The sequence below is a fragment of the Pseudactinotalea sp. HY160 genome (assembly GCF_009372055.1).
GTDB lineage: Bacteria > Actinomycetota > Actinomycetes > Actinomycetales > Beutenbergiaceae > HY158.
The window spans coordinates 59124-80295 of record NZ_WHMT01000006.1 but is presented as its reverse complement, the minus strand read 5'-3'; the positions used below and the strand labels follow the sequence as shown (position 1 = coordinate 80295).

The 21172-nt window shown below is 71.6% G+C and carries 20 protein-coding genes and 1 tRNA gene; 13 read left to right on the top strand and 8 right to left on the bottom strand.

The genetic code is table 11. The annotated features are described in order from the left end of the window. Window positions 1–5: 5 nt before the first annotated feature. Complete coding sequence (locus GCG21_RS07720) at window positions 6–1343, bottom strand: M20/M25/M40 family metallo-hydrolase (protein WP_152818797.1); 1338 nt, start codon at window positions 1341–1343, stop codon at window positions 6–8. A 173-nt stretch (window positions 1344–1516) separates the two neighbouring features. On the opposite strand from GCG21_RS07720, the gene GCG21_RS07715 reads away from it, so the two are divergent. The 6 genes from GCG21_RS07715 to GCG21_RS07690 all read left to right on the top strand — a co-directional run bounded on the left by GCG21_RS07715 (window position 1517) and on the right by GCG21_RS07690 (window position 7589). After that, window positions 1517–1604: transfer RNA gene (locus tag GCG21_RS07715), tRNA-Leu, on the top strand. Between the two features lie 245 nt (window positions 1605–1849). Further along, a complete protein-coding gene (locus GCG21_RS07710; protein ID WP_194164993.1) occupies window positions 1850–3109 on the top strand; it encodes a M23 family metallopeptidase in 1260 nt (419 codons plus the stop codon). Between the two features lie 231 nt (window positions 3110–3340). After that, entirely contained in the window at window positions 3341–4489 is a 1149-nt protein-coding gene (locus GCG21_RS07705; protein ID WP_152818795.1) for a MalY/PatB family protein, read from the top strand. Between the two features lie 78 nt (window positions 4490–4567). Beyond that, entirely contained in the window at window positions 4568–5815 is a 1248-nt protein-coding gene (locus GCG21_RS07700) for a CpaF family protein (protein WP_152818793.1), read from the top strand. Then, window positions 5803–6663 carry a type II secretion system F family protein gene (locus GCG21_RS07695; protein ID WP_152818791.1) on the top strand — a complete coding sequence of 287 codons (861 nt, stop codon included), beginning with the start codon at window positions 5803–5805 and terminating at the stop codon, window positions 6661–6663. The genes GCG21_RS07700 and GCG21_RS07695 overlap by 13 nt, the downstream gene beginning before the upstream one ends. Further along, entirely contained in the window at window positions 6660–7589 is a 930-nt protein-coding gene (locus tag GCG21_RS07690; protein WP_152818790.1) for a type II secretion system F family protein, read from the top strand. Before GCG21_RS07695 ends, GCG21_RS07690 begins: the two co-directional genes overlap by 4 nt. 37 nt (window positions 7590–7626) lie before the next feature. On the opposite strand, the gene GCG21_RS07685 is transcribed toward GCG21_RS07690, so the two are convergent. After that, on the bottom strand, window positions 7627–7836 hold the full coding sequence (locus tag GCG21_RS07685) for a hypothetical protein (protein ID WP_152818789.1): 210 nt from the start codon (window positions 7834–7836) through the stop codon (window positions 7627–7629). Between the two features lie 127 nt (window positions 7837–7963). On the opposite strand from GCG21_RS07685, the gene GCG21_RS07680 reads away from it, so the two are divergent. The 5 genes from GCG21_RS07680 (at window position 7964) to GCG21_RS07660 (ending at window position 10733) form a co-directional block, all read left to right on the top strand. Continuing rightward, window positions 7964–9061, top strand: a complete 1098-nt coding sequence (locus tag GCG21_RS07680) for a YihY/virulence factor BrkB family protein (protein WP_194164992.1) — start codon at window positions 7964–7966, stop codon at window positions 9059–9061. 121 nt (window positions 9062–9182) lie between these two features. Next, window positions 9183–9401: a hypothetical protein gene (locus tag GCG21_RS07675; protein WP_152818787.1), complete on the top strand. Its 219-nt coding sequence runs from the start codon at window positions 9183–9185 to the stop codon at window positions 9399–9401. After that, window positions 9398–9808, top strand: a complete 411-nt coding sequence (locus GCG21_RS07670) for a TadE/TadG family type IV pilus assembly protein (protein ID WP_152818786.1) — start codon at window positions 9398–9400, stop codon at window positions 9806–9808. The genes GCG21_RS07675 and GCG21_RS07670 overlap by 4 nt, the downstream gene beginning before the upstream one ends. Continuing rightward, window positions 9805–10287, top strand: a complete 483-nt coding sequence (locus GCG21_RS07665; protein ID WP_152818785.1) for a pilus assembly protein — start codon at window positions 9805–9807, stop codon at window positions 10285–10287. The genes GCG21_RS07670 and GCG21_RS07665 overlap by 4 nt, the downstream gene beginning before the upstream one ends. Beyond that, window positions 10284–10733 (top strand): hypothetical protein, encoded by a 450-nt coding sequence (locus GCG21_RS07660; protein ID WP_152818784.1) that lies wholly within the window; start codon window positions 10284–10286, stop codon window positions 10731–10733. The genes GCG21_RS07665 and GCG21_RS07660 overlap by 4 nt, the downstream gene beginning before the upstream one ends. Before the next feature lie 296 nt (window positions 10734–11029). On the opposite strand, the gene GCG21_RS07655 is transcribed toward GCG21_RS07660, so the two are convergent. The 5 genes from GCG21_RS07655 to GCG21_RS07635 all read right to left on the bottom strand — a co-directional run bounded on the left by GCG21_RS07655 (window position 11030) and on the right by GCG21_RS07635 (window position 15576). Next, window positions 11030–11944 carry an amino acid ABC transporter permease gene (locus GCG21_RS07655; protein WP_152818783.1) on the bottom strand — a complete coding sequence of 305 codons (915 nt, stop codon included), beginning with the start codon at window positions 11942–11944 and terminating at the stop codon, window positions 11030–11032. After that, a complete protein-coding gene (locus tag GCG21_RS07650) occupies window positions 11941–12615 on the bottom strand; it encodes an amino acid ABC transporter permease (protein WP_153877768.1) in 675 nt (224 codons plus the stop codon). The genes GCG21_RS07655 and GCG21_RS07650 overlap by 4 nt, the downstream gene beginning before the upstream one ends. Window positions 12616–12711: 96 nt before the next feature. After that, on the bottom strand, window positions 12712–13596 hold the full coding sequence (locus GCG21_RS07645) for a glutamate ABC transporter substrate-binding protein (protein WP_152818782.1): 885 nt from the start codon (window positions 13594–13596) through the stop codon (window positions 12712–12714). 69 nt (window positions 13597–13665) lie between these two features. Next, entirely contained in the window at window positions 13666–14460 is a 795-nt protein-coding gene (locus GCG21_RS07640; protein WP_152818781.1) for an amino acid ABC transporter ATP-binding protein, read from the bottom strand. Between the two features lie 93 nt (window positions 14461–14553). After that, window positions 14554–15576, bottom strand: a complete 1023-nt coding sequence (locus GCG21_RS07635; RefSeq protein WP_152818780.1) for a magnesium and cobalt transport protein CorA — start codon at window positions 15574–15576, stop codon at window positions 14554–14556. Window positions 15577–15679: 103 nt separating this feature from the next. Here GCG21_RS07635 and GCG21_RS07630 point away from each other — a divergent pair, with 103 nt between their 5' ends. Next, window positions 15680–16186, top strand: a complete 507-nt coding sequence (locus tag GCG21_RS07630; protein ID WP_153877766.1) for a tRNA (cytidine(34)-2'-O)-methyltransferase — start codon at window positions 15680–15682, stop codon at window positions 16184–16186. A 115-nt stretch (window positions 16187–16301) separates the two neighbouring features. After that, window positions 16302–17636, top strand: coding sequence for an AI-2E family transporter (locus GCG21_RS07625; RefSeq protein WP_152818779.1), 1335 nt, complete (start codon window positions 16302–16304; stop codon window positions 17634–17636). A gap of 24 nt (window positions 17637–17660) precedes the next feature. On the opposite strand, the gene dnaE is transcribed toward GCG21_RS07625, so the two are convergent. Continuing rightward, window positions 17661–20948, bottom strand: coding sequence for a DNA polymerase III subunit alpha (gene dnaE, locus GCG21_RS07620; protein WP_152818778.1), 3288 nt, complete (start codon window positions 20946–20948; stop codon window positions 17661–17663). Between the last annotated feature and the right edge of the window lie 224 nt (window positions 20949–21172).

The following is a 21172-nucleotide window of genomic DNA, read 5'->3' as shown; positions in this document are numbered from 1 at the left end:
CTCTCTCAGGCGTCCGCGAGGAAGCGGGCCAGCACCCGCACCCCGAATTCGATCGCGTCGACCGGCACCCGCTCGTCGACCCCGTGGAACATGCCGGCGAAGTCGAGGTCCGGAGTGAGCCGCAGCGGCGCGAAGCCGTAGCCGGTGATGCCGAGTCGGGCGAGGGACTTGTTGTCGGTTCCGCCGGAGAGCATGTACGGCAGCACGAGCGCGCCGGGGTCCTCCGCGTCGAGGGAGCCGATCATCCGGTCCACGAGGCCACCGGAGAACGGCGCCTCGAGGGCGATATCGCGGTGGATGTCCTCGATTGTGATGTTCTCGCCGGCGAGTTCGGCGATCGTGGCCATCGCCGCCTCCTCCTCCCCGGGCAGGAACCGCAGGTCGACCGCGGCGCTGGCACCGCCGGGGATGACGTTGGCCTTGTAGCCCGCGTCGAGCCGGGTCGGGTTCGCGTTCGTGCGCAGGGTCGCGCCCACGAACTTCGAGGCCGGGCCCAGGGCCGCCACGAGGTCGTCGATCGTGGCCGGATCCGCCGGGTCGAACGGGCGCCCGGTCAGGTCGGCGACACCGGCGAGGAGGTCGCGCACGGTCGGGTGGAGCGCCGTCTCGAAGCGGTGGGCGCCGATCCGCGCGATGGCGCCGGCGAGCTCGGTCACGGCGTTGTCGGTGTTGATCTGCGAGCCGTGCCCCGCCGTGCCCCGCGCCAGCAGGCGCAGCCATGCCAGGCCCTTCTCCGCCGTCTGCAGGAGGTAGACGCGGCGGCCGTCCACCTCCACCGAGTAGCCCCCGACCTCGCTGATCGCCTCGGTCGCCCCGGCGAACAGGTCCGCGTGGCGGTCCACGAGCCAGCGGGCCCCGTAGGTGCCGCCCGCCTCCTCATCGGCGAAGAACGCGACCACGAGGTCGCGGCGGGGTCGCCAGTCCGAGCGCTTCATGTCGCGCACGACCGCGAGGATCATCGCGTCCATGTTCTTCATGTCCACGGCCCCGCGGCCCCAGATCATGCCGTCCATCTCCTCGCCGCCGAACGGATCCATCTTCCATTCGGAGGCGTCCGCGGGCACGACGTCGGTGTGGCCGTGCACCACGAGGGCATCGCGGGCGGAGTCCGTGCCGGGGATCCGCAGAATCACGTTTCCGCGGCGGTCGTCGGATTCGAGGTAGACCGGGTCGTAGCCGACGTCGGTCAGCTGCTCCATCACGTACTCGGCGGCGGCACGCTCCCCCGGGCCCGTGTTGTCGCCGGGGTTGGTGGAGTCGATCCGGATGAGTTCGCGGCACATGCGCACCGCATCCAGTTCGGCCCGGCGGAGCTGGTCGGCGCGGGTGGTCGATGCGGACATACGGTCGGCCCTTCTCGTCGGTGTGCACGGCCTCGTCGGTGTGCTCAGCCTAGTTGGGCGCCGCTGTGATCGGCGTCTCATGCGCCCGCGGGGCAGGATTGGTTCCACCCTCTGCCCCCGTGGTACGTTTACCTGCGTTCAAAGGCAATCGAAGTTGCCGGAGAACACCACCCGTCCGGGTGGCGGAATGGCAGACGCGCTAGCTTGAGGTGCTAGTGCCCTTTATCGGGCGTGGGGGTTCAAGTCCCCCTCCGGACACCAGCAGGTCGATTGCACGGCACAGGGCCGGATCACTCCCTCGGGAGCGATCCGGCCCTCTGCATTGGCGGGGGCGTGGTGCCGCGGAGGGGTATGAGGCATCACGAACTGACGGGTACAGTGATGAGCGTTACACTCGGTGACCAACGTCCACGAGGAAGATCCGTTCACGCATGCCACTCTCACCGTCGCGATGGTTCCACCGCAACGCGCGCCCCACACGCAGCAACCGTCGCCACACCGGCGCGATGCTGGCTGCCGCGACCGTGCTCGTGGCGATCACCATCACGGGGGCCGGGCGCCCACCGGAGCCCGCCTACTCCGCGGTCGACCCGGCGCTCGTCGACGTCGGCAGCCCCGCGCTGACCCAGCCGCTCCTGCCGAGCAGCGTGCCGGTGCAGATCGTGTCGCCGACCACGGCCGGAGCCCTCCTCGGCTTCGGGAGTCTCTTCGGGAACGTGACGGCCACGGCCCCACCCGAAGGCGAGGCCCAGGTGGGTGAGGGCGAGGTGTGCATCTCCTCCCCCCTCATGCCCGGCACGTACCGCATCACCTCCAAGTACGGCATGCGCAGCAACCCGTTCGGCGGGCGCTACATGCTCCATGCGGGCACCGACATGGCAGCCCCGTTCGGCACCCCGATCCACGTCGTCGCGGACGGGATCGTCTCCTACACCGGCCCCGGCCGGGCGGGCCGTTCGAGCGAGCTGGTGATCGTCGACCACGAGGTCGACGGCAAGAAGTTCTCCTCGTGGTACGTGCACATGTACCCCGACGGCGTCTTCGTCGAGGCCGGGCAGAAGGTCCGCGCCGGCGAGGTGATCGCCGAGGTCGGCTCGAACGGCAACTCGACCGGGCCCCACGTCCACGTCGAGATCCACGCCACGGCGCCCGTGACCAAGGGGCTCGGCCTCATGGTGCCGCCGCGGATGCTCGCCGGCACCGCCCCGGATCCCTCCGCGACCTCCGTCTCACCCGAGGCGAGCCCCTCCGACGCCACCCTCCCCGACCCGTCCGAATCGGCCACGGACGGCGAGTCCTCGCCGTCGCCGACCGACCCGAGCGAGACCCCCACGGGTGAGAGCCCGGACCCGACCGAGACGCCCGACCCGAGCGAGACCCCCACGGGCGAGACCCCGGACCCGAGCGAAACCCCCGACCCGAGCGAGACCCCCACGGGCGAGACCCCCGACCCCAGCGAGACGCCCACGGGCGAGACCCCCGACCCGAGCGAGACGCCCACGGGCGAGACCCCGACGGATCGGCCCTCGCCCTCGCCGAGCGGGCCGACGGACACCCCCTCCCCCACGGACGAGCCGACGGGCGACGCCACCGAGGAGCCCACGGACGACCCATCCGAGGACCCGTCCGAGGACCGGAGCGAGGAGGCCACACCGCGGACCACGGGCTACTTCGACCCGGCGACCGGCGCCTACACCACCGACCCGCTCGCCTTCCTCGAGGCCCTCGGCTACGGCATCTCCTCCCCGACGGTCTGCTTCCGCTGACCGGCATGCCGTCCGCGACCTGACCGAGCGCGGCTACGAGGTCGCCGGGTGGGCCGCACCCGGGCCGGCTTCGCCTTCGCCCATCCCGACCTGCGCGGCGCGCCGGCGGGCCGCATCCCCTCCTGAGGCGCCCCGGGCCGGTTCGTGAGACGAGTCGGCCTCCGCCGGTACGCCGCGGGCGGCGGGCAATACAGTTCGTCGAAGGATCACGCCGAACGAGAGGATTCCGCCATGGGCGCCTACGACGCCATCACCGCCGAGCAGCTGCGAGCCGTCGGGGGCATGAAGTGGTCGGCGTTCCCGGAGTCCGTGGGGGCGTGGATCGCGGAGATGGACTTCGGCCTGGCCGAGCCGATCGCCGCCGCGCTGCACGACGCGGTCGCCCGCGGGCTCGTGGGCTACCTGCCGCCGCGGCTCACGGCGGACCTGGCGCAGGCGTTCGCCGGCTTCGCCGCCGACCGGTACGGCTGGGCCGTGAACCCGGGCGACGTGCGACCGCTGCCCGACGTGCTCACCGCGCTCTCGGCGATCATCGAGCGGTTCACCCCGGCCGGTTCCCCGGTGATCGTGCCCACACCCGCGTACATGCCGTTCCTGACGATCCCGGGCTACTGCTCGCGGTCGGTGGTGCAGGTGGCGATGGTCCGCGACGGGGACCGGTACGTCTACGATCTCGACGCGCTGGCGGCGGCGTTCACGGTGCCGGGCCAGTTGTTCGTGCTGTGCAACCCGCACAACCCGATCGGGCGGGTACTAGAGCCGGCGGAGCTGCTCGCGATCTCCGAGGTGGTCGAGGCCAAGGGCGGGCGAGTGTTCTCCGACGAGATCCACGCCCCGCTGGTGTTCGACGGGCACCGGCACGTGCCGTACGCGAGCCTGAACGAGACCACGGCCGGACACACGATCACGGCCACCTCGGCCTCGAAGGCGTGGAACCTGCCGGGCCTCAAGGCGGCCCAACTCGTGCTCTCCAACGACGCCGACCGGGCGGTGTGGCAGGCACGGGCCGGTCGAACCGCGGAGGGGACCTCGACCCTCGGGGTCATCGCCCACACGGCCGCCTACACCGGCGCGCTCGACTGGCTCGACGCGACGATCGGCTACCTCGACGCGAACCGGCGCGAGCTCGCCGGCCTCGTGGCCGAGCACCTGCCCGGCGCCGAGTACATCCCGCCGGAGGGCACCTACCTCGGCTGGCTCGACCTGCGCGAGGCCGGCCTGCCCGCGGAACCGGCCGACTACCTGCGCAGCCGCGCCGGCGTGGCCGCCACCTCGGGCGCGGCCTGCGGGGCGCCCGGCTTCCTGCGCTACAACTTCGCCACCCCCGCCCCGATCATGCGGGAGTCGATCGCGGCGATCGGGGCGGCCGTGGCGCGGTAGGGCCCGGGTCGTCCACAGCCTCCCCAACTCCCGGACACGCCCGCGGTTTCCGCGTAGCTTGGTGCCTCGAGGCTCACCATGTCCACTGCCGCACAGTTGCTCGAAGTCGAGGTCCGCGAACTCATCCGTCGCCGCGGACTCGACCCGGCACGCGACGACACCCGGACCCGCGAGCTCATCGCCGAGGCACTCGCCGACTACGAGACCCGCTCGCTGCGCGGGATCGTTCCGCAGCTGCCCGACCTCACCGAGGCCGCCAAGGCCCTGCACGACGTGGTCGTGGGCTTCGGGCCGCTCCAGCGCTACCTCGACGACCCGGAGATCGAGGAGATCTGGATCAACGAACCCGGCCTGGTCTTCGTGGCCCGACACGGCAAGGCCGAACTGACCACCACGCTGCTCACCGAGCGGCAGGTGCACGACCTGGTCGAACGGATGCTGCGCTCCACCGGGCGCCGCCTCGACCTGAGCACCCCGTTCGTCGACGCCTCGCTGCCCGGCGGGGAGCGGCTCCACGTGGTCATCCCCGACGTCACCCGCCGGCACTGGGCGGTGAACATCCGCAAGTACATCGCCCGCGCCGACCACATCCGCGACCTCGTCGACCTCGGCTCCCTCACCCCGGCGGCCGCGACCTTCCTCGAGGCCTCCGTCACGGCCGGACTGAGCATCCTCGTCTCCGGCGCCACCCAGGCCGGAAAGACGACGGCGCTGAACAGCCTCGCCGGCGCGATCCCCGGCGGGGAGCACGTGATCACGTGCGAGGAGGTGTTCGAGCTGCGGCCCGCGGGCAGGGACGTCGTGGCGATGCAGTGCCGCCAGCCGAACCTCGAGGGCACCGGCGAGATCCCGCTGCGCCGGCTCGTCAAGGAGGCCCTGCGGATGCGGCCGAACCGGCTGATCATCGGGGAGGTGCGTGAGGCGGAGGCGCTCGACCTGCTCATCGCGCTCAACAGCGGCATCCCGGGCATGGCCACCGTGCACGCGAACTCCGCGCGGGAGGCCCTGGTGAAGATGTGCACCCTGCCGCTGCTGGCCGGAGAGAACATCTCCGACCGGTTCGTCGTGCCGACGGTCGCGAGCGCGATCGATCTCATCGTGCACCTCGACCTCGATCGGGACGGGCATCGCCGCACCCGCGAGATCCTCGCCGTCACCGGTCGCGTCGAGGGCTCCGTGATCGAGACGGCCACGCTGTTCGAACTGCGGGAGGGCCGACTCGCGCGCGGCGACGGCATGCCCCCGCACGAGGAGCGGTTCCACCGGCTCGGCTACGACCTGGCCGATCTCCTCCAGCCCGCCCCGGAGCGCTCATGGGCACGGTGACCGGCCTGCTGCTCGGCGCGGGCCTCGTGTGCATCTGGTGGTCCTGCTGGGATCCGCCGCCACCGAAGGAGTCCGCTCCGTCCTCCTGGCGGGCGCGGGCACACGACCGGCTCACGCAGGCGGGCATGCATCAGGTCACCCCCACGGCGCTCGCCGCCGTCTCGATCGGGCTCGCGCTCGTCGTCTATCTCGGCGGGCTCGCCCTGAGCGGCTCGGTCGCGGTCTCGTGCTCCTTCGCCCTCATGGCGGCCGCGGCTCCCGCGGGCTACGTGCAGTTCCGGGCCCGGCGCCGCATCCGGGAGGTCCGGGAGCTGTGGCCGGACGTCGTCGACGACCTGCTCTCCGCGATCCGCGCCGGCATGTCGCTGCCCGAGGCGATGCTGGCGCTCGCCGACCGGGGCCCGGCCGAACTCCGGCCCGACTTCGCCGTCTTCGCCGCCGACTATCGCGCCACCGGCCGGTTCTCGGACTCCCTCGACCTGCTCAAGGACAGGCTCGCCGACCCGGTGGCAGATCGGATCATCGAGGCGCTCCGCCTCACGAGGGAGGTCGGCGGCACCGAGTTGGGCCGGCTGCTGCGCACGCTCTCGCAGTTCCTGCGCGACGACCTGCGCACCCGGGCCGAACTCGCCGCCCGCCAGTCCTGGACCGTCAACGGTGCGCGCGTGGCCGCCGTCGCACCCTGGATCGTGCTCGCGCTGCTCGCCACGAGGGGGGAGACGGCCCGCGCGTTCGACACCGCGGCAGGGGTCGTCGTCCTCGTCATCGGCGCCGCGGTGACCGTCGTGGCCTACGCACTCATGGTCCGCATCGGCCGGCTGCCGGAGGACGCGCGGGTGCTGCGATGACCGAGAGCCTGAGCGCGACCGGCGCGGTCGTGGGGTTGCTGTTCGGATTGGGCGCCGCGCTCGTGGCCTGGCGGGTGAGTGCACGCCGGCCGCGGCTCATCGACCGGGTCGGCCCCTACCTGCGGGAGGCTCCGGCCACCTCCGCGCTGCTCGCCGCCCGGGCCACCCCGTTCCCGTACGTCGAGCGGGTCATCGCACCGGTGCTGACCGACATCGGACGGCTGCTGGAACGGCTCGGATCACGGTCGGGTTCGATCGAGCGCCGGCTCGTGCGCACCGGCGCGGAGCCGAACGTCGAGGCCTTCCGGATCGAGCAGGTGCTGTGGGCGGTCGGCGGGCTCGCCGGCGGCCTGGCCCTCGCTCTGCTCGTCGGTGCCACCCGCGGGGTGCGGCTCGTGCCGCTCACGGTGCTCGTGCTCCTGTGCGCCCTGACCGGGGCGCTCCTGCGCGACCACCTGCTCACCCGCGCCGTGCGCGACCGGGAGCGGGCGATGGCGGCCGAGTTCCCCACGGTCGCCGAGCTGCTGGCGTTGGCGATCAGCGCCGGTGAGTCTCCCCTGGCGGCGCTCGAACGACTCGCCGCCACGACCTCGGGGGTGCTCGCGGCGGAGATCGACCGGACCCTGGCCGACGTGCGCTCCGGCCGGGGAGTGGCGGAGGCGCTCGAACGGATGGCCGGGCGCACCGACCTGCCGGCGATCGCCCGGTTCACCGACGGGGTGGCCACCGCCATCGAACGCGGGACGCCGCTGGCCGAGGTGCTCCAGTCCCAGGCCGTGGACGCCCGGGTGATCGGGCACCGGGAACTCATGGAGGCGGCCGGCCGCAAGGAGGTCGCCATGATGATCCCGGTCGTCTTCCTCATCCTCCCGATCACCGTGCTCTTCGCGCTGTTCCCGGGCTTGAGTGTGCTCTCGCTCGGGTAAGGCCCGGGTGGGAGGACGGGTGATCGGCTGGGGCGCGTCAGCGCCGACCTCTCGCGAAGTACCAGATCGGGCCGACGAAGTTGATCAACGTGATCGCGCGCCATCTCCCCTTGGAGCCGCGGATCTGCGCCGCGTCGCGGTGGGACAGGTCCCAGTGGGCCGCACCGAGCAGTCCGAGCTGGATCCCGGCGAGCGCGCACACGAGGACCTTGATGCGTGGCGGCTGGTCCGCCCATGACCTTCTCATCAGCGTCGTCCGTTCTGTCGTTCCGACCCTCCCGTCAACCGTGCCACACCGTGTCCCCCCGCCACCAGGGCACGTAGGCTGGGAACCGAGGAGCGTGGCAGTCGAGCGTCGATCACCTGGAGGCCCTGTGAACACCGATCCGACGCCGAGTTCCGAGCGCAGCACCGCCTCCGGATCGCCGGCCGAGATCCCGCCCGCCGGCTGGCGCTACGCCACCGGTCGCGCCGTCCGCGGGTTCCTGTCCGACCAGGGAACCGACCTGGCCGCCGCGCTCACCTACTATTCGGTGCTGGCGGTCTTCCCCGGCCTCATCGCCGCGCTCTCCCTCCTGGGCATTCTCGGGCAACGCCAGCAGACCCTCGAGACGGTCATGCCGGTGCTCGAGCGGGTCCTCGGATCCTCCGCCTCGGAGACGATCGCGCCGGTGATCGGATCGCTCGCGACCGCTCCGGGCGCCGGACTGGCCCTGATCTTCGGCCTGGTCACGGCCCTGTGGTCGTCCTCCGCCTACGTCACCGCGTTCAGCCGCGCCGTGAACCGGGTCTACGGGGTCCGTGAGGGACGGCCGGTCTGGAAGCTGCGCCCGGTCATGCTCCTCGTGACGCTCGCGGTGCTCGTGCTCGTCGTCGCCGCCGCGCTCATGCTCGTGCTCTCCGGCGGCGTGGCCGCCGCGATCGGGGAGGCGATCGGGTTGAGTTCGACCGTCGTGACCGTGTGGAGCTTTGCGAAGTGGCCGATCGTGCTCGTGATCGTGCTCATCATCGTGGCCCTGCTGTACTACGCCACCCCGAACGTGAAGCAGCCGAGGTTTCGCTGGATCAGCGCCGGGGCCGCGGTCGCGATCGTCGTGTGGATCGTCGCCTCGGTCGGCTTCGGGCTCTACCTCGCGAACTTCGCCTCCTACGCCACGACCTATGGCGCGTTCGCCGGCCTCATCATCTTCCTGCTGTGGCTGTGGATCACGAACCTCGCCCTGGTCTTCGGGGCGGAGTTCGACGCCGAGCTCGAGCGCTCCCGCGAGTTGGCGGCCGGGATCGCCGCGGAGCGGGACATTCAATTGCCGGTGCGCGACGACGCCAAGATCCTCAAGGGCGACCGGAGGCTGCAGGCCGACATCGACGCCGGGCGCCGGCTCCGCCTCGCCGGCCGGGACTCCGCGGACTCGAGCGGCTCGACCGGCTCGAGCGGCTCGACCGGCTCGACCGGCTCGACCGGCTCGGAGTAGCCGCCCGCACTCCCTCCGCCCGCCGTATCCACAAGGCCCCCGAACCGGCACCATTTCGACTCCCGGCCGCGTAGCGTGGATCCTCAGGCAGACTCGAGGAGTGTCACATGAGGAGTCAACGATGACCCGTCGACTATTCCGGCGCGGCGACCGGAGCCGTCACCGGGCGCCACGACCCGCACCGTGGCAGCGGCTCGTGCGCGAGGACCGGGGCGACATCCCGGGCTGGGTGATGATCGTCGTCATGACGGCGGGACTCGTCATCCTCATCTGGGCGCTCGCGGGCGAGGCGTTGACGAACGTCTTCAACACGGCGATCGACCGCATCCTGGGGGCATGAGTCCCGCCGGCGCCGCCCCGGAGCACCGCCGGAGTGACTCCGGCTCGGCGATCGTCGACTTCGTGCTCGTGAGCGTCCTGGTGATCACGCTGTGCGTAGGCGTGGTGCAACTCGCGCTGGCGCTGCACGTGCGCACGGTGCTCATCGACAGCGCCGCCGAGGGTGCCCGATACGCGGCCCGGTACGGCAGCGGCCTGGACGACGGCGCCCGCCGCGCGCGCGAGCTCATCACCGGCACCCTGCCGGCGGCCTATGCCGCCGACGTCCGGGCCGAGTACACGCCGCTGCACCCGTCGACGGGCCCGGCCCGGCAGGCCGTCGTGATCCACGTGCGGGCCCCGCTGCCGCTGTTCGGCCTGCTCGGCCCCGCGGTCGTCGACGTCTCCGGCCGGGCGGTGGCCGAATGACCGGCCGGCCCCTCGACCGACTCCGGGCACGACTGGCGCGGGTGGCCGCGGGCGGGGATTCGGGCAGCGCGGTCGTGGAGTTCCTCGGGGTGACCCTCCTGCTGCTCGTGCCCACGGTCTACCTCGTGCTCACCCTCGCCCGGGTGGAGGCCGCCGCATTCGCCGCGGAGGGGGCCGCGCGCGAGGCCGGGCGGATCATCGCCGCGGCCGAGAGTATGGACGACGCCCTGGTCACCATGCATCAGGCCGTCGAGTTGGCCTTCGCCGACCAGGGCATCGACGTCGATCCGCAGGCCGCCGTGGCCGTCACCTGCTCGGACGACCCGTGCCTGAGCCCGGGGGCGTATGTCCACGTCGCCGTGGCGGCCACGGTGGATCTGCCGCTGCTGCCCGACGTGGTCGCCGACGCGACGAGGTCGTCCGTGCGGATCGAGGCGAGCGCGACCACGGGCATCGACCGATTCCGGGAGCGACCGTGAGCATGCGGCGGGCCGGTTCCGACGAGGGTCAGGTGTTGCTGCTCTCGATCGCACTCGGGGTCGTGGTGCTCGCGCTCGTCATGGTGCTCGGGTCGATCGCATCGATCTACCTCGAACGGAAGCAGCTGTTCGACCTGGCCGATTCGATGGCGGCCGACGCCGCCGACGCCCTCGACGAGGACCTCTACTTCGACGATCCGGGATCCGAGGTCACCCTGAGTGATGCGAGCGTCGCGGCCTCGGTCGCGGACTACCTCGCCGGCGCACCGGCCACGACGACGTCGCGCTTCGAGCACCTTCGCGTCGTCTCGGCGACGACCCCGGACGGGCGCACCGCCCGGGTGCACGTGACGAGCCGGGCCCGGCCCCCGCTCATCCCCTGGGTGCTCGTGCCCTGGAGCGACGGATTCACGATCGAGGCCGTGAGCCTCGCCCGGGCCGACTGACCTGGCGCTCCGCACGCGGCGTGGGGAACATCCCGGGTCGCCACGACACAAAAAGTTCCCCAGCCGGTGGAGCGCACCCCGCCCCGGCGCAAGCGGGGAACATCCCTGGTCGCCACGACACAAGAAGTTCCCCAGCCGGTGGAGCGCACGGCGCACCGGCGCAAGCGGGGAACATCCCTGGTCGCCACGACGCAAGAAGTTCCCCGCGCGATCCGCGCAGCCCGCCGACGAGCCCCGGCGACCCGAGCGGGAGTCCACGTCGACGACCGGGGCGAGCGGGCGCCGTCCAGACGCGATCAGCGCCCCGGCTCCTCCTCCTCGCGGCCGCCGACACCGAGCGCGGGCGCGGTCACGTTGCCCTCGACCGCGGCCCCGGCGGCCCGGGACTTGCCGCTCGTGCGCCGACCGATTCGGCCGGCGATCGCCTCCGCGATGCGCGAGAGCACGTAGTTGAGGACGATGAAGATGACGGCGGCCACGAACATCGTCTGCAGGATCGGGTAGGGGGCGTCGCTGCCGAGCAGGCGCGCCGCGCGCAGCAACTCGGAGTAGGTGATGATGTAGCCGAGGGCCGAGTCCTTGAGGATGATGATGAACTGGCTCACGAGGGCCGGCAGCATCGCCAGCAGCGCCTGCGGCAGCTCGATCGAGCGGATCGACTGGCCCCGGGTCATCCCGATCGCCAGGCCCGCCTCCCGCTGCCCCTTCGGCAGCCCGAAGACCCCGGAACGCACGAGCTCGGCGATGACCGCCCCGTTGTACAGGGTGAGACCGATAATCACCGCGTACATGGGCGCGGACTCCGACGGGATGACGTCGAAGCCCGACAGCAGGAACCAGGCCGCGATCATCATGATGAGCACGGGCACCGCCCGGAAGAACTCGACGATGATCCCGCAGGCCCACCGCAGCGCGCGGTTGGCGGCGAGCCGCCCGACGCCGAAGAGCATCCCGAACACGAGCGCGAGCACGACCGAGTAGAGGGCCGCGATCACGGTGTTCTGCAGCCCCGGCAGGAAGTAGAACCTCCAGGCCCGGGCGGTGAAGATCGGCTCCCACAGCTCGCCCGCGAACTGCCCGTGGTCGGCGAGCTGCCAGATCACGTAGGCGCCGATGCCCAACACGACGAGCGCGCCGACGATGTTGCCGTAGACCTGCCGGCGGCGCGCCCTCGGCCCGGGGGCGTCGAACAGAACGGACTGGGAGGTCATCGGGTCACCGCCAGACGCTGGGAGAGATAGGTCATGAGGAGGCCGACCGGGATGACGATGACCACGAACCCGGCCGCGATCGTGAGGAAGATCGGCATGACGTAATTGCCGTGGTCACGGATCATGTCGCCCATGATGATGGAGATCTCCTCCACGGACGCCGCGGAGGCGACGGTCGTGTTCTTGATCAGCGCGATGACCGTGTTGCCGACCGGGGCGATCGAGCCGCGGAAGGCCTGCGGGAGGATGACGAGCCGGGCTGCGGGCAGGAAACCGAGGCCGATCGCCCGGGCCGCCTCCGCCTGCCCCACCGGCACGGTGTTGACGCCCGAACGGAACGACTCGCACATGAACGCCGCGTGGTAGACCGTGAGCGCGAGGGTCGCGAGCCAGAAGAAGTTCGTGGGGAAGTCCTTCGAGAACTCCACCCCGAGCTGGGGCCAGAGCACGAGCACGGCGAACACGACGATGATCGTCAGCGGCGTGTTCCGCACGAGGGTGACGTACGTGCTGCCCGCCCACTGGAGGGAGCGGATCGGTGAGATCCGCATGAGGGCGAGCACAGCACCGATGACGATCGAGCCGATGCCGGCATAGATCGCCATCTGGATGTTGAGCCAGTACGCCCCCAGGATGTCGTACTCGGAGAGCACGTCGAGGAATTCGCTCACGCGGGCCTCACCTTCGTCGGTCGCCGGGATCAGGGCCCGTCGTCGACGGGCCGGAGCGGGCGGGGCCGGTCACTCGACCGGCCCCGCCACCTCGACTCAGGAGCCGCAGGGCTTGGGCGTGGGCGGGTTCTTGTCACTCGGGGTGTAGTTGGCACCCTCGGTGTTCTTCTGGATGAACTTCTCCCAGCTGCCGTCGTCGATCATCTCGGTGATCGCCTCGGTGATCGGCTCGCACTTGTCGGATCCCTCGGGCAGGCCGACCCCGTAGTTCTCGTCGGAGAACGGGTTGCCGACGACCTTCATGGTGCCGCTGCCGTCGGCCGCGGCCAATCCGGCGAGGATGATGTCGTCCGTGGTCACGGCATCGACCTGGCCGCCCTTGAGGAACTGGATGCACTCCGAGTAGCCGGGCTGCTCGATCAGCTGGACCTGGTCCGCGAAGTCGTCCTTGATCCGCTTGGCCGAGGTCGACCCGGAGACCGAGCACAGGTTCTTGCCGTTGAGATCCTCCGGGCCCTGGATGGAGTCGTCGTCGGCGCGCACGAGCAGGTCCTGGCCGGCGATGAAGTACGGCCCGGCGAAGTCCACGACCTCGTCGCGTTCGGGGGTGATCGAGTAGGTGGCCACGATCATGTCGACCTGGCCGTTCTGGAGCATCGTCTCGCGCTGGGCGGAGACCGATTCGACCCATTCGATCTGGTCGGGCGAGAAGCCGAGCTTGTCGGCGATGTAGGTGGCCACGTCGACGTCGAAGCCGGTGTAGGTGTCGCCGTCCTTGAAGCCGAGGCCCGGCTGGTCGAACTTGATACCGATGCGGATGCCGTCACCGCCCCCCTCGTCACCGGAGTCGCCGGTCGAGGTCGCGGTGTTCTCACCGCCGGTGTCGCCCCCGCCCTCACCGGGGGTGGCGCTCCCGCAGGCGGCGAGCATGAGGGCTCCGGTCGCGGCGAGCGCGGCCAGGACGGGAAGTCGTCGCTTCATGTGATTCTCTCCTTCGATGGTGGGCGGCGGGTGGGCCGCCGCGTTCGTCACGGTGGAAACGGGTCGGTGTCAGTGGGTGAGGATCTTGCCGAGGAAGTCCTTCGCCCGGTCGCTCGTGGGATGGGCGAAGAACTCGTCGGGCTCGTTCTCCTCGACGATCTGCCCATCGGACATGAACACGACCCGGTCGGCCGCCCGGTGCGCGAAGCCCATCTCGTGGGTCACGACGACCATGGTCATGCCCTCCTTCGCGAGGGCGACCATGACGTCGAGCACCTCGTTGACCATCTCGGGGTCGAGTGCCGAGGTCGGCTCGTCGAAGAGGAGCACCTTCGGTCGCATCGCGAGGGCGCGGGCGATGGCCACGCGCTGCTGCTGCCCCCCGGAGAGCTGCGCCGGCAGCTTCTCGGCCTGATTCGCCACGCCGACGCGCTCGAGCAGCTCCATCGCGAGCTTCTTCGCCGCGGCGCTCTTCATCCGCTTGACCTTGATCGGGCCGAGCGTGACGTTCTCGAGGATCGTCTTGTGCGCGAACAGGTTGAACGACTGGAACACCATCCCCACGTCGGCGCGCAGCCGGGCGAGCGCCCTGCCCTCCTCGGGCAGCTCCTGGCCGTCGAGGGTGATCGATCCGTCGTCGATCGGCTCGAGCCGGTTGATCGCCCGGCAGAGCGTGGACTTGCCGGACCCCGAGGGCCCGATGACCACGACCACCTCTCCCCGGTGCACGGTCAGGTTGATGTTCTGGAGCACGTGCAACTCACCGAAGTGCTTGTTCACGCGGTCGAGGACGACGAGCGGCTCGCCCCGGTGGGTCGGGCCGCCGGCCGCGGGGGTGACGGGGCTCACATCTGCGTCTGGCATGGGTCGAACATAACGCAGCAGCCGCTACCGCGCAGCGCTGCGCGGTAACGTTGCGGACACGATCGGAGCCGGAGGGGACCGGCGTGAGACGGATCAGAGCCAGCGTTGCCGCTTGAAGACGACGTAGAGGGTCGTCGCGGCCGCGACCATGATCGCCAGCGCGTACGGGTAGCCGAGGAACCAGTCCAGTTCGGGCATGTTCGTGAAGTTCATGCCGTAGATGCCGGCGACGACGGTCGGCGTGAACAGGATCGCCGCCCAGGCGGAGACCTTCTTGGTCTGCTCGCCCTGCCGCAGCGCCGTCTCGGTCATCCGGGCCATCTCCTCGTTCTGCTGCTGGCTCACGAGGGCCGTGTGCAGCTGCAGCCCGGAGGCGAGGATGTCGCGGTAGGAGTCGAGTTGACCGGCGATGCGCAGCACGTGGTCGAAGACGTCGCGCAGGTGGGCACGCAGCTGGTCGTTCTCGATCTCCGTGGCCGACTGCATCGCGTCGTGACCGGTCAGCTGCTCGAGGATCTCGACGAGCGGGTGCACGGCCCGCTGCAGCGCGATGATGTCGCGGATGTGCTGGTAGATGCGTCGGGGCACGTCCCGGTCGCCGGAGAAGAGGGCGTCCTCGACGTCGTCGATCGCCTCGAGCAGGTGCGCCACGACGGGGGCGTAGTCGTCGACGAGCTGGTCGAGGATGGCGTACAGGATCGCGGTCGGGCCGAGCCCGAGCTCGGTCGGGTCGGCCTCGAGGCGGGCCCGCACGCCGGCCAGGTCGGGGGACTCGGCGTGGCGCACGCTCACCACGAAATTCGGGCCGACGAACAGGTGCAACTCCCCCACCTCGACCCGGCCGGCGGCGATCATCGCCGGGCGGAGCACGATGAAGTCGGTCCGGTCGTACCGCTCCAGCTTGGATCGCTGGTGCGCCCGGACCGTGTCCTCCACCGCGAGGTCGTGGAGCGAGAACTCGTCCGCGACCTGGCGCATCTCCTGCTCGTCCGGCCGGTAGAGCGCGATCCACGCCACCCCTCCCCGCCGGCGCAGCTCCTCGAACGTGCGCTCGAGCGAGCTGGGCTCGGCCGCCCGGACGCCGTCGACGTAGATGGCGTTGGTGATCATCGTCATCGGACCATCATGACGCGTCGCCGGGCCGCGCCGGGGGCGGTCGCCGGATCGCCTGCCACGGATATGGAACCGATACGGCACCGATACGGCACAATGATCCGTTGTGTTCCATCTGATGTTCCACGAGCCGAAGATCCCGCCGAACACGGGCAATGCGATCCGGATGGTGGCGGCCACGGGGGCGGCGCTGCACCTGGTGGAGCCGCTGGGCTTCGTGCTCACCGATGCGCACCTGCGGCGCGCGGGACTCGACTACCACGACCTGTCCCGGGTGTACGTGCACCGCGACCTCGAGACGGCGCTGGACTTCGTGACCCGGCACGGCAGTGGCCGGATCTTCGCCTTCACGGGCCACGCCGCCACCTCGTTCGCCGACGTGGCCTACGAGCCGGGGGACACGCTGCTCTTCGGCACGGAGCCGACCGGGCTGCCCGCGCACGTGCTCGACGACCCGCGCCTCACCGCGCCGGTGCGGATTCCGATGCTTCCCCAGATCCGCTCGCTCAACCTCTCCAACGCCGCCGCCGTGGCCGCCTACGAGGCCTGGCGCCAGCACGACTACGCCGCCCCGCCGCCGGGGTGGCTTCCCCGCCACCCCACCGGGACCTGAGGACTCGCCCCCGGCACCCGTCGGCACCCGTCGACACCCGCCGGCACCCGCCGGCACCCGTCGACACACGGCCCAACGTCGTGCGCGCGGGCGGTGGGCGTAGCAGACTTCCCCCATGAGACTGCTGCCGTCCTTCGGTCGGGGCCGGATCCGCCGGGCGCCCTCGGTGCCACAGGCGCCCTCGGATCCTCCGGGCCCGTCCGAGCCGACCTCCCGGGTCCTCGCCTCGGCCCGGCCGGCCTATCGGGGCTCCCGGGTGCGCTCGGCCCGGCTGCCGGTGGGCTACCAGAGCCGGGAGGCGATCGACGACGGCGTCCCGCGCTGGCTGCGCAGGGCCGCCGGCATCTCGTGGCGGATCCTCGCCGTCGTCGCGCTCGTCGTGCTCTTCGTGTACGCGATGGCGAAGATCCAGCTGGTCTTCATCGCCGTGTTCCTCTCGCTCGTCGTCGCCTCCGTGCTGCGCCCGGTGGTCAACACCTACGCGAAGGTGATGCCGCGCGGGCTGGCGACCGCGGCGGCGATCCTCTCCGGCCTCGTCGTCGTGGGCGGGCTCATCACCTACGTCGTCGTCTCGGTCACGGGGCAGTGGGAGGGGCTCGTGCAGCAGTTCTCCTCCGGCATCGGCGACCTGACCACGAGCCTGCAGAATCTGCTCTCCCGGTTCGGGCTCCCACACGATCAGCTGCAGCGGTGGACCTCCCCCGACCAGCTCGACCAGTGGCGGCAGGAGGCGTTGCAGTGGTTCGAGCAGAACCAGTCGAATGTCATCTCCTCGGCCGCCTCGAGCGCCGGGTCGATCGTCGAGGTGTTCGCCACCCTCGCGCTCTCGACCTTCGTCACCATCTTCTTCCTCGCCCGCGGCGCGGAGATGTGGCACTGGTTCATCAACCAGCTGCCCGCCCGGGTCCGCCCCGGCTGGATCCTCGGCGCGGAGGCCGGCTGGTACACCTTCTCCGGTTACGCCCGCGGCACCGTGATCATCGCCCTGTCCGACGGCATCCTCGCCGCGATCCTGCTCTCGATCGTCGGCGTTCCGCTCGCGCTGCCGCTCGCGGTGCTCGTCTTCATCGGCGCGTTCATCCCCCTCGTCGGCGCCCCGGCGGCGATGATCATCGCCGCCATCGTCGCCCTCGCCGCCAACGGCTGGGTCTCGGCCATCATCGTGACCATCGGGATCGCGCTCATCGGCCAGTTCGAGGGCCATGTGCTCCAGCCGCTGGTCATGGGCCGGCAGGTGTCGCTGCACCCGGTCGTCGTGGCGGTCGCCGTCACGGCCGGAACCCTCGTGGCCGGCATCCTCGGCGCGGTCATCGTCATCCCCCTCGTGGCGGTCGTGTGGGCGGTGTACTCGGCGCTGCACGACAAGGACCAGCCCGTCCCGGACGAGGAGTTCACCCGGGCCCGCGAGACGATGCGACAACGCAAGGTCGCCGGCCGCGAGCACGACTGAGGCGCCGCAGCCGCGCATCGGCCGTCACCGGAAGTCCCGCGAGCGGGAGGGCACCCGCAGCGGCAGGTCCGTCAGGGTCTCGGCGAGCACGTTGCTCACCCCGTCGGCCCGCTCGACCATCCCGCGGATGATCAGGGCGGCCGACGTGCGGGCCACCCGCCGGTAGCGGTCCCACACCGCCACCGGGCAGACGACGTTGACCAGGCCCGTCTCGTCCTCCAGGGAGAGGAACGTGACCCCGCGGGCCGTGGCGGGCCGCTGCCGGTGCGTGACCACCCCGGCGACCCGGATCCGGCGACGGTCGGTCACCCGCTGGCACTGCACCGCCGTGAGCACCCCGGCGCGCTCCAGTTCCACCCGCAGGAACTGGGTGGGATAGGAGTCCGGGGAGAGCCCGCTCGCCCACACGTCCGCCACGGCGGTGGACACCTCGTCCATCGGCGGCAGGGCCGGCGCCCGGGTTCCCACCTCGAACGGCAGCACCGGTTGTACGAAACCCTTGCTACGTCGTCCATACGCCCCCGCGAGCGCGCCCGCCTGCCACAGCGCCTCGCGGCGGCTCAGCCCGAAGCACTCCAGCGCCCCGGCGGTGGCGAGGGCCTCGAGCTGGGCGGCGCTCAGCTCGACCCGGCGCGCCAGCTCCCCGAGCCCGGCCGGCGGCGACTGCTCCCGGGCGGTGACCACCGCCGCCGCGGCCCTCTCCCCCAGGCCCCGGATCGGCGCGAGCCCGAGCTGCACGAACAGCCCGGCGGCGTCGGAGTGCACCTGCGCCTGCACCCCGGAGGCGTCCACCCGGGCCCGCTCCACCCGCACCCCGCGGCGGCGGGCGTCGGCCACGAGCGAGGCCGGGGAGTAGAACCCCATCGGCTGCGCGGCGAGCAGCGCGGCGTAGAACGCCTCCGGATGATGCACCTTGAGCCACGCGCTCGCGTACACGAGGTAGGCGAAGGAGAACGCGTGCGATTCCGGGAAGCCGAAGTCGGCGAATCCCTTGAGCTTCTCGAAGATCTCCGCCCCGGTCTCGCGGGAGATCCCGCGCTCCGCCATGCCCTCGAGGAGCCGGCCGCGCAGGGCCTCCATCCGCTCGGCGGACCGTTTGGAGCCCATCGCCTTGCGCAGCCGGTCGGCCTCGGCGGGGGTGAACCCGGCCGCGTCGATCGCGATCTGCATGAGCTGCTCCTGGAACAGCGGCACGCCGAGGGTCTTGGCCAGCGCCGGCTCGAGCAGCGGGTGCAGATAGGTGACCGGTTCCCGCCCGCGTGCCCGCTCGATATAGGGGTGCACGCTCGCGCCCTGGATCGGGCCGGGGCGGATGAGCGCGACCTCGACCACGATGTCGTAGAAGCGGCGCGGGCGCAGCCGCGGCAGCGTGGCCATCTGGGCGCGGGACTCCACCTGGAACACCCCGACCGTGTCGGCGGCGCACAGCAGGTCGTACACGGCGCCGTCCTCCTGCGGGATGCTGTGCAGGTCGAGGTCGGTGCCGGTGAGCTCGCGCACCGTGTCGAACGCGATCCGCAGCGCCGTGAGCATGCCCAGCCCGAGCAGGTCGAATTTGACCAGGCCGGCGTCGGCGGCGTCGTCCTTGTCCCATTGGATGACCGTGCGGCCCTCCTTCGCCGCCCATTCCACGGGCACGACGTCGATGACCGGGCCCTCGCAGATGACCATGCCGCCGGAGTGGATGCCCAGGTGGCGGGGCAGGCGCAGAAACCGCTCGGCCAGGTCGAGCACGGGTGCGGGGATGCCGGCCGTGTCGCCGCCGTCGCCGCTGCGGGCCGCCGCCTCCGCCTCCGGTGAGGGGGTCCACGGGCCGTCGCGGGTGGGGCGTTCCCGCTTCTGGACGACGCCGCTCGCCCCGGGCGGGTCGCCCGCCGGCCGCAGGCTCCCCCAGCGTTCGATGCCCTTGGCCCAGGCGTCGGTCCGGCCCGCGTCGTGTCCGAGCGCCCGGGCGGCGTCGCGGATCGCCGAGCGGGGCCGGTAGGAGATGACGTTGGCGACCTGGGCGGCGTGGTGACGCCCGTAGCGGGAGTAGACGAACTGGATCACCTCCTCGCGCCGGCCGGCCTCGATGTCGATGTCGATGTCGGGCGGTCCGGAGCGGCCCGGGGAGAGGAAGCGTTCGAAGAGCAGCCGGTGCTGCACGGCGTCGACGGCGGTGATGCCGAGCGCGAAGCACACGGCCGAGTTCGCGGCGCTGCCGCGGCCCTGACACAGGATCCCGTTCGCGCGGGCGAACTCGACGATCTCGTGCACGATGAGGAAGTAGCCGCTGAAGTCGAGCCGGTCGATCGTGGTCAGCTCGTGCTCGAGCATCGCGTAGGCGCCCGCCTGCCGTTCGGCCTCCGGCGGGCCGTAGCGCTCCCGGGCACCGGCGTCGGTGAGGTGGCGCAGCCAGGTGGTCTCGGTGTGCCCGGCCGGCACGGGGAACGGGGGCAGGTTGGGTGCCACGAGCGCCAGGTCGAAGGCGGTCTCGGCGGCGATGGCGACCGTGGCCGCGAGCGCGCCGGGGGTGCGGGCGTGCAGGCGGGCCATCTCGGCCGGGGAACGGAGGAAGGCGGGTGCGGCAGGGAGCCGGCCGTCGATCTCGGCCAGGGTGCGCCGGGCGCGGGTGGCGGCCAGGGCGGTGGCCAGGGGCTGATCGGCCGGGGTGGCGCAGTGCACGGCCCCGGTGGCCACGGCGCCCACCCCGGCCCGGGCGGCGACCTCGGCGAGTGCGGCGCAGCGCAGGTCGTCTCCGGGGGCGCCGTGGTGGGTGAGCTCGACGTAGACGTTCCCGCGGCCGAAGGTGTCCGCGAGGAGCCGGGTCTCACGGACGGCGGCGTCGAGATCCCAGCGGCCCGAAGCGGGTTCGAGGGCGCGGCGCACGGCGCCCTTGCGGCAGCCGGTGAGCACGATCCACTCGCCGGCGGCGGTCTCGGCGAGGCCCTCGAGGCTGTAGTCCACACGGCCCTTGACGCCGGTGGCCAGGTGCCCGAGCGCCAGGGCCCGGGAGAGGCGGTGATAGCCGGCCGGGCCGCGGGCGAGCAGCACGAGGTGGTTCCCGCCCGGATCGGGCGTGCCGGTGCGCTCGGGCGAGCCGCCCGCATCCGCCGCGGAGTCGAGGGTGACCTCCGCCCCGAAGATGCTCGGCAGGCCGAGGGCGCGGGCGGCCTCGGCGAAACGAACCACTCCGTACAGGCCGTTGTGGTCGGTCAGCGCCAGGGCGCGCAGGCCCCGGCCCGCCGCCTCGGTCGCGAGCTCCTCGGGCAGGCTGGCCCCGTCGAGGAAGCTGTAGGCGGAGTGGGCGTGCAGCTCCGCGTAGTCGAACATGCGTTCTAGCATACTCGACCCCGCCACGCCAGAGACCCCCCAACCGAGCCCACGATCGAGAGGAGTGTGCTTACCTAGAGTCCATCGCCCCAAGGGGGCACAGGGAGGAGAACGTCAATGCCGAGGGGCACGCGCAGTGCAGTCACTGCCACTTTGCATGTCGGAGCAGTAATCATTTTCAACGATCCCCACCCGGGCGGAGAGCGGAGAATGTGCCGATCGAC